The following is an 8383-nucleotide window of genomic DNA, read 5'->3' as shown; positions in this document are numbered from 1 at the left end:
TCCGCAGGGGTCGCCGTGCGCTTCTCAGATAGACACTGTCTGACGGCGCATTCACCGAAATGCTATTGCTGGTCTGGCCCGCTGCAATGGTGATGGTCTGCCCGTTGGACAAGGTAACGGTCAGCGCAGTGCCAGCTGGGTTGGTCAGGGTCGCGGTGTAAACGATCTGCCCGCCTTCGGCCACATTGCCGGTCGCGGTCAGGCTCAGCCCGGTGACATCCGGGCTGTCGCTCACCGTGGTCACAGCCGCCGCGGTATTGGGGACCAGGTTCTCGAAGTTGCCGCCGGTGGTGCCCGTGATCACTGTGCTGATCGGCTCTGCACCGTTGTACACATCGTTCGGCGCCGTGACGTTCAGGGTGCCGCTGGTTTCACCGACGGCGATGCTGATGGTCTGCCCATTGGACAGGGTCACCAGCACTGGTGAGCCGGTCACCGGCGAGGTGACCGTCGCGGTGTAGGTGATGACGCCGTTCTCGGCGACGGTTGGCGAGGCCGTGAGGCTGACCGTGGTGGTGTCGACGGTATCGTTGACCACGGTGACCGCTGGCTGGCCATTGGGCTGCAGCTTCTCGAAGTCGCCACCGGTTGCACCGGTGATGGTGGTGCTGATCGGCTCCGCACCTTTATACACATCGTTCGGCGCAGTGACGTCCACCGTGCCGCTGGCCTGGCCGACGGCAATGGTGATGGTCTGGCCATTGGACAAGGTCACCACCACCGGCGTGCCGGTCACCGGCGAGCTGGTGCTGGCGGTGTAGGTGATCACGCCGTTCTCGCCCACGGTCGGCGTGGCAGTCAGGGTGACGGCGGTGGTGTCGACGCTGTCGGTCACCGCGGTCACTGCCGGCGTGCCGTTGGGCACCAGGTTCTCGAAGTTGCCGCCGGTGGTACCGGCAATCGTCGTGCTGATCGGCTCGGCGCCGTTGTACACGTCGTTCGGTGCCGTCACGTTGACGGTGCCGCTGGAACCGCCCACCGGAATGCTGATGGTCTGCCCATTGGACAGCGTCACGACCACAGGCGAGCCGGTCACCGGCGAGGTGGTGCTGGCGGTGTAGGTAATCACACCGTTCTCACCCACGGTCGGGGTGGCGGTCAGGCTGACCGTGGTGGTGTCGAGGCTGTCGTTGACGGTGGTCACCGCCGGGGTAGCGCCGGGCACCAGGTTCTCGAAGTTGCCCCCGGTCGCGCCGGTGATGCTGGTGCTGATCGTGCCGCCGTTGTTGTAGACGTCGTTCGGCGGGGTCTGCACGTTGACCGTGCCGCTGTTCTGCCCGGCAGCAATGGTGATCACCGAGCCGTTGGACAGGGTCACGGTCACCGGCGTCTGCGCCGGGTTGGTCAGGGTCGCGGTATAGACAATCACGCCACCTTCGGTCACCGAGCCGGTAGCGCTCAGGTTGACGGTGGTGGTGTCCTGCGTGTCGGTAATCTGCGTGACCGCAGGCTTGGTGTCCGGGGTCACCAACAGGCCAGCACCGCCGGTGGTACCGGTGATGCTGGTGGTGATCTCGTGGGCATCGAGGTAGACGGTGTCGCCGGGTGGAATGGTGACCGTCAGGCTGCCGCTCGTTTGCCCGGCCGGGATCACCAGGGTCTGGCCGTTGGACAGGGTCACGGTCAGGTCAGTCAGCGGCGCCTGGGTCAGGGTCGCGGTGTAGGTCAGCGCGCCACCGGCTTCGGTCAGCGTCGGCGTGGCGCTCAGGGTCAGGCCCGCAGCGCGCAGTTCGGTGGTGCCGTTGTTGTTGGTCGCACCGTTGTTGAGCAGGCCACCGACTTCCTCGGTGTCCAGCGCGGCATTGAAGCCCAGGCCCACGGTCGGAAAGCCGATGGTCGGGTCAACCACACCAGCGGTTTCATCCAGCATCACGAAGCTGTGGCTGCCACCGGCCGCGCCGCCGCCTGCGGAGGTCGGGCCGGCTGCGGTCGCTTCAAGGTCGGTGGTCGGGTCGGCACCGGCGACGATGGCTTGCTGCAGCTCTTCAACCGACGGCGCCGCTTGCGCGGTGGCTTCGCTCAGGTCGGTGCTGCTGTCCGGGGTGTCGGCGCTCCACTGCGTGTCGCGACCCAGGTCCAGGGTGCGGCCATCGGCCAGCTCCAGGGTGACCGCGCCTGAAAGGCCGGTAAGCACCTGGTCCCCCAGGAACAGGCGGTCGCCCTCGATGAGTACACGTTGAATCCCCTCAGGGGATACGGCAATGACCTGGCCAACAATGCTTTTGACGATCGCAACAACACTGCTCATGAGACTCTCCGAACTACCCGTTCAAGTTGGCTTCCGTGCCCGATCAGCGGTGCTGTATCGCTAGCAGCAGGAATGTTTCGCAAGGCTTTTTGACGCCGTTCGTGTCAATTTTTTGTCTATAACGTTTGGCTATTTAGTTTATGCCAAACTATTGACCTTCTACTCGCCATCCTAAACAATCGATTGCGTAATGTCACATTGATATTTCCGCTATTCCTCGCCTTTCAGCGTATGAAACGCCTGCGCATTCAGAAGTTTCCGACATACGGTTTTCAGGACCGATATTTTCCGTCTTCTGGCAGGTTCCGGCTCTGATTTGGGACAAGCGGTCCCTGGGATAAAAAGCTAATGCGTTTGTTTCTGTTTGCAGCTCTGCCTTTCGCCCTCGCCACCAGCCTTGTTCAAGCACAGTCCCTGCCAGAAGCCATGCAGCGGGCCCTTGAAGTGCACCCCGAGATCCAGGCTGGGGTAAACAGCCGGATCGCCGCCGACTACCAGCTGCGTGCGGCCCAGGGCGGTTACCTGCCCAAGGTCGATGTCCTCGCCGGGTACGGCCGTGAAGGCACCGACAGCCCGAGCACCCGTGCCGGCGGTGGCGGCAACCACTGGGAAACCCTGAACCGTGGCGAGTCGAGCGTGCGCCTGCGGCAGATGGTTTTCGACGGTTTTGCCACCTCCAGCGAAGTGGGTCGCCAGCAGGCCACGGTGAATGCCCGTGCCTACTCGTTGCTCGGCAGTTCCGAACGCACCGCGCTGAATGTTGCCCAGGTCTACCTGGATGTCCTGACTCGTCGCGACATGGTGCGCCTGGCCGAAGACAACCTGCGCAGCCACGAACGCATCTACGACCAGATCCAGCTGCGCACTGCGCGTGGCGTCGGTCGCGCGGCCGACCTCGACCAGGCTGAAGCCCGTCTGGCCCAGGCGCGCAACAATCTGATCACCGAACAAACGAACCTGGCGGACGCGCAAACCAACTACCTCAGCGTGGTCGGACAAATGCCCGACGAGTTAAGCACGCCTGCGCCATTTGTCGACTTGCTCCCGGCAACGCTGGATGAAGCCCGCCAGCAGTTGGTGGAAAACAGCCCGATCCTGCGCTCGGCCGAGTCGGACATCGCCGCCGCCGAGAAGCAATACGATGCAGCCAAATCGACCTTCTACCCGCGCTTCGATGCCGAGCTGGGCCGCAGTGCCGACAACGACCTGGACGGCATGAATGGCCACAACAACGAATGGCAGGCCATGCTGCGCATGAGCTTCAACCTGTATTCCGGGGGCAGCAACAAGGCCGACCTGGAATCCAAGTCGTACCTGGCCAACCAGGCGCTGGATATTCGCAACAACGCCTTGCGCCAGCTCAATGAGGAGTTAGGCTTGGCGTGGAATGCGCAAACCAATGCCAATGCCCAGGTGCCGATTGCCCAGCAGTATGTCGACCACAGCAGCAAGGTACGTTCGGCCTATCAGAAGCAGTTCAGCCTTGGCGACCGTACTTTGCTCGATCTGCTCGACAGCGAGAACGAACTCTTCACGGCGCAGCGTCGTCTGAATGAGGTGAAGTTCATTCAGATGTTTACTCAGTACCGAATCAAGGCGACCATTGGTCAGCTGCTCAAAAGCCAGGGAGTGGTGGCACCGTTGGCATCGGTCGTGCAAAACGACATGAAACCCAAGGTGAACCTGCCCGGCATGAACTGAGGCAGTACTTTCCACCCTTAGCCGTCGAAGGGAGTTCGCGTGGAATCAGAAGTCAGTCGAGCCCAGCTCACCCACGATCCACGCAGTCAGCACGATGACCCGTTGCTGGACAGCTTGCTGTCGCTCTGCGTGCTGCACCAGAAGCCCGCCAGCCGGGCCATGCTGACCACCGGCCTGCCGCTGCCGGCGCAGCGCCTGAGCCCGGAGCTGCTGCCGCGCGCCGCTGCCCGGGCCGGGCTGCAGGGGCGTTTGCTGCAGCGCAAGCTGGAGCAGATCCCGGCCATCGCCATGCCGGCGATGCTGCTGCTCAAGGAAGGCCGTAGCACCATCCTGCTCGGCTGGGAAAACGAAAACACCGCACGCCTGTTGCTCAGCGAGAGCGACGGCGGCGAGGTGCATGTCAGCCGCGAAGCCCTGCTCAGCGACTACAGCGGCCGGGTGTTCTTCGCCCAGCCGCAGCACAAGTTCGACGTCAACCACGGCAACCTGATTCCGCGTGCGCGCTCCTGGTTCCGCGACACCCTCAAGCGTTCGCGTTGGTTGTACATCGATGCCATTGCCGCGAGCCTGGTGATCAACCTGATCGCCCTGGCTGCGCCGCTGTTCGTGATGAACGTGTACGACCGCGTGGTGCCCAACCAGGCCACCTCGACCCTCTGGGTGCTGGCCATCGGCATCACTGGCGCCTACCTGTTCGACCTGGTCCTCAAGGGCTTGCGCAGCCTGTGCCTGGACCTGGCGGGCAAGAAGACCGACCTGATCATCTCGGCGACGTTGTTCGAACGCATCGTCGGCATGTCGATGAAATACCGCCCGGCGCGGGTCGGCAGCTTTGCGCAGAACATCCACGAGTTTCAGGGGCTGCGCGACTTCCTCGCCTCATTGACCCTGACCAGCCTGATCGACCTGCCGTTCACCCTGCTGATCCTGTTGGTGATCGGGATTGTCGGCGGGCACCTGGTGTGGATCCCCATCGTGGCCTTCCCGTTGGCCCTGGGCATCGGCTATGCCTTGCAAAAGCCGCTGGTCGCGACCCTGGAACGTACCATGGCGCTGGCCTCCGAGCGTCAGTCGAGCCTGATCGAAACCCTCGCCGGGCTTGATGCGGTGAAGGTCAACAACGCCGAAAGTGAACGCCAATACATGTGGGAGCAGACCATCGGCACCCTCAGCCGCCTGGAGCTGCGGGTCAAGGTGCTGTCGGGCCTGGCCATGAACATCACCTTGCTGATCCAGCAACTGGCGGGCGTGGCGCTGATCTGCGCCGGCGTCTACCAGATCATGGCCGGCAACCTCAGCATGGGCGGGCTGATCGCCTGCTACATGCTCAGTGGTCGCGCCCTCGGTCCGCTGGGCCAGCTCTCCGGCCTGCTCACGCGTTACCAGCAGGCCAAGGTCACCATGGTCTCCACCAACCAGATGATGGAGCTGCCGCAGGAGCGCAACTTTGAAGAGCGCCCGCTGAGCCGCCAGGTGCTGCAGGGCGCCATCGAGTTCCGTGGCGTCGACTTCACCTACCCGAACCAGCAGAACCTGGCGCTCAAGGGCGTCAACCTGTCGATTCGCCCTGGCGAGAAGATCGGCATCATCGGCCGCAGTGGCTCGGGCAAGAGCTCGCTGGCCAAGCTGATCGTCGGCCTGTACGAAGCGGACGGCGGGTCGTTGCTGATCGATGGCGTGGACATTCGCCAGATCGACGTCAGCGAATTGCGCCACAACATCGGCTATGTCCCGCAGGACATCCAGCTGATGGCCGGCACCCTGCGTGACAACCTGGTCAGCGGCGCGCGCTACGTCGAGGACGAAATGGTGTTGCAGGCGGCCGAGTTGTCCGGTGTTCACGAATTCGCCCGACTGCACCCGCAAGGCTATGAGTTGCAGGTGGGTGAACGCGGCCAGAACCTCTCCGGCGGCCAGCGCCAGAACGTTGCCCTGGGCCGGGCGTTGCTGCTCAACCCGCAGATCCTGCTGCTGGACGAACCGACCAGCGCCATGGACAACACCGGTGAAGAGCGCCTCAAGCAACGCCTGCAGGCGGTGATCGAAAGCAAGACCGTCGTGCTGGTTACCCACCGTGCCTCGCTGCTGTCGCTGGTCGACCGGTTGATCGTGGTGGATCGCGGACAGATTGTCGCGGATGGCCCGAAAGCCTCCGTCATGGATGCGCTGAAGAAGGGGCAGATCAGTGTTGCTTAAGTCGGGAATGGGGCGTTTCAAGGACAGCCTGCGCAGCTATTTCAAGGGCTCCGAATCCTTCGGCCAGGAGCCGCTGCCGGAGGTCAACAAGGCGCTGATCGAAGATGCCCCGCGCATCGTGCGCCTGACCATCTGGGGGGTGATCGGCTTCTTCCTGTTCCTCGGGCTGTGGGCGCACTTCGCGGTTATCGATGAAGTTACCCGTGGCGATGGCAAGGCGATCCCTTCGTCCAAGTTGCAGAAAATCCAGAACCTGGAAGGCGGCATCGTCGCCCAGATCTATGCGAAGGAAGGCGAGATTGTCGAGGCTGGGGCGCCGCTGTTGCGCCTGGACGACACCCGTTTCGTCTCCAACGTTGGCGAAACCGAGGCCGACCGCCTGGCCATGGCCTTGCGGGTGGAGCGCTTGAGCGCCGAGGTCGAGGACCGGCCGTTGAACGTCGACCAGGCGATCCTCACGGCGGCGCCGGGCCAGGCGGCCAACGAAGAATCCTTGTACCAGAGCCGCCGCCAGCAGTTGCAGGACGAGATTGGTGGTTTGCAGGAGCAACTGGTGCAGCGTCAGCAGGAGCTGCGCGAGTTCAGCTCCAAGCAGTCGCAGTACCGCAACAGCTTGCAGTTGCTGCGTCAGGAGATCCAGATGTCCGAGCCGCTGGTGGCCCAGGGTGCGATCTCCCAGGTGGAGGTGTTGCGCCTCAAGCGAGCCGAGGTGGAGAACCGTGGGCAGCTGGATGCGACCTCATTGGCGATTCCGCGAGCGGAGTCGGCGATCAAGGAAGTGGAGCGCAAGATCGACGAGACGCGCGGCAAGTTCCGCAGTGATGCACTGACCCAGCTGAACGAGGCGCGCACCGACCTGAGCAAGGCCCAGGCGACGGGCAAGGCTTTGGAAGACCGGGTCAGCCGGACGCTGGTGACCTCGCCGGTGCGCGGTATCGTCAAGCAGTTCCTGGTCAACACCATTGGCGGAGTGATCCAGCCGGGCAGTGACCTGGTGGAAATCGTGCCGTTGGATGACACCTTGCTGGTGGAAGCGCGGATTCGTCCGCAGGACATTGCCTTCCTGCACCCTGGGCAGGAGGCGATGGTCAAGTTCACGGCCTATGACTTCACCATTTATGGCGGGTTGAAGGCCAAGCTTGAGCAGATTGGTGCGGATACGATTACCGATGAGGATGGCAATACGTTCTACCTGATCAAGTTGCGTACTGATCGCAGCCATCTGGGCACGGACGAGAAACCGTTGCTGATCATTCCGGGGATGGTGGCGTCGGTGGATATCATCACCGGTCACAAGAGCGTGTTGAGTTACCTGCTCAAGCCGATCATTCGCGCCCGGGCGGAAGCGCTGCGCGAGCGCTAGAGGCTTCGTACTTTGTAGCCGCTGCCGTCAGGCTGCGCTGGAGCCCATGAGGGCTCCCAAAGGCGGCACCTGCTATGCAGGCGAGCGCAGCCTCACGGCAGCGGCTACGAGGGAACGTTGTTGCCTCGACTCAAGCCTGATACTGCGCCGCCGCGCTGATCAGGGTCAGCGCAATATGCTCCCGCAACGCCACCGGCTGCTCAACGATCAGCCCATCCCCCTGGCTCAACAGCCACCAGCGCAACTGCCAGCTGTTGCTCACTGTCGCCGTCAACTGATGCCCCTGTTCCAGTGCCATCAGGCGCATGTCCGCCGACAGCGGCGTCTCACGTAGCAAACGCGCCAGGTGCTCATTGACCCAGGCGATCAACTCGATCTTCTCCGGATGCCCGAACGGCGGCAGCTCATGCTGCAAGCAGCTCGACAGCTCGAACTCACGCAGCCCTTCGCTGCTGCTCCCCAGCATCTCCAGCAATGGCGAGCGGTGCGCGGCGAACGCCGTCGACCAATGCCAGCCATACGGAATGCTCTTGTCATTGCGCTCAAGCGGGAAAATCAGCGACAGCTCATTGAGGTCACGCTCAATACTGCGTTTGCTGATCGGGAAGCCGGCATCCTTCAGGCGCATCACCAGTTGGGCACTGGTCACTCCAGGTGAACGGCTGGGCAGCTGGCGCAGCAGCTCCCATTGACGGCTGAGAGTGGCGCGGGTCGTAGCGGAGGGCAAAAGGTGGCGTCCTTGTCTAATCTTGCGGCGTAAGCATGGCGTTAGCGAAGACTTATGGCAATTGGCCATTTATTTATTCGTTCAAGGACGATCTGTTGATTTACCCGATTCGAATCGTTCGCGACAGGTTTTGTCGTGACCTTGCGCA

Annotated in this window: 5 protein-coding genes; 3 read left to right on the top strand and 2 right to left on the bottom strand. The window is 62.8% G+C overall.

The window, feature by feature from the left end; translation table 11 throughout:
* Window positions 1-2248: retention module-containing protein (locus tag M5G11_RS14250; RefSeq protein ID WP_273925297.1), on the bottom strand; the 2248-nt coding region annotated here is incomplete at its 3' end.
* A 348-nt stretch (window positions 2249-2596) separates the two neighbouring features.
* Here M5G11_RS14250 and M5G11_RS14245 point away from each other — a divergent pair.
* From M5G11_RS14245 to M5G11_RS14235, 3 genes are read left to right on the top strand one after another with little or no spacing between them, the layout of a single operon-like run.
* Window positions 2597-3949: a TolC family outer membrane protein gene (locus tag M5G11_RS14245; RefSeq protein ID WP_273909320.1), complete on the top strand. Its 1353-nt coding sequence runs from the start codon at window positions 2597-2599 to the stop codon at window positions 3947-3949.
* A gap of 39 nt (window positions 3950-3988) precedes the next feature.
* Window positions 3989-6145, top strand: coding sequence for a type I secretion system permease/ATPase (locus tag M5G11_RS14240; protein ID WP_273909321.1), 2157 nt, complete (start codon window positions 3989-3991; stop codon window positions 6143-6145).
* Window positions 6135-7508, top strand: a complete 1374-nt coding sequence (locus M5G11_RS14235) for an HlyD family type I secretion periplasmic adaptor subunit (RefSeq protein WP_273909322.1) — start codon at window positions 6135-6137, stop codon at window positions 7506-7508. Before M5G11_RS14240 ends, M5G11_RS14235 begins: the two co-directional genes overlap by 11 nt.
* A gap of 130 nt (window positions 7509-7638) precedes the next feature.
* Here M5G11_RS14235 and M5G11_RS14230 read toward each other — a convergent pair whose 3' ends face one another.
* Window positions 7639-8235, bottom strand: coding sequence for a WYL domain-containing protein (locus M5G11_RS14230; RefSeq protein WP_273909323.1), 597 nt, complete (start codon window positions 8233-8235; stop codon window positions 7639-7641).
* Between the last annotated feature and the right edge of the window lie 148 nt (window positions 8236-8383).

Source organism: Pseudomonas fontis (genome assembly GCF_028656955.1).
In the GTDB taxonomy this organism is placed as follows: Bacteria; Pseudomonadota; Gammaproteobacteria; order Pseudomonadales; family Pseudomonadaceae; genus Aquipseudomonas; species Aquipseudomonas fontis.
The sequence above is the reverse complement of the archived record's forward strand: the minus strand, read 5'-3'. Positions and strand labels throughout refer to the sequence as shown.

Bases quoted from the DNA above. Each gene is read 5' to 3' on its own strand.
- M5G11_RS14245 (WP_273909320.1), top strand. From the start codon at position 2,597: ATGCGTTTGTTTCTGTTTGCAGCTCTGCCTTTCGCCCTCGCCACCAGC.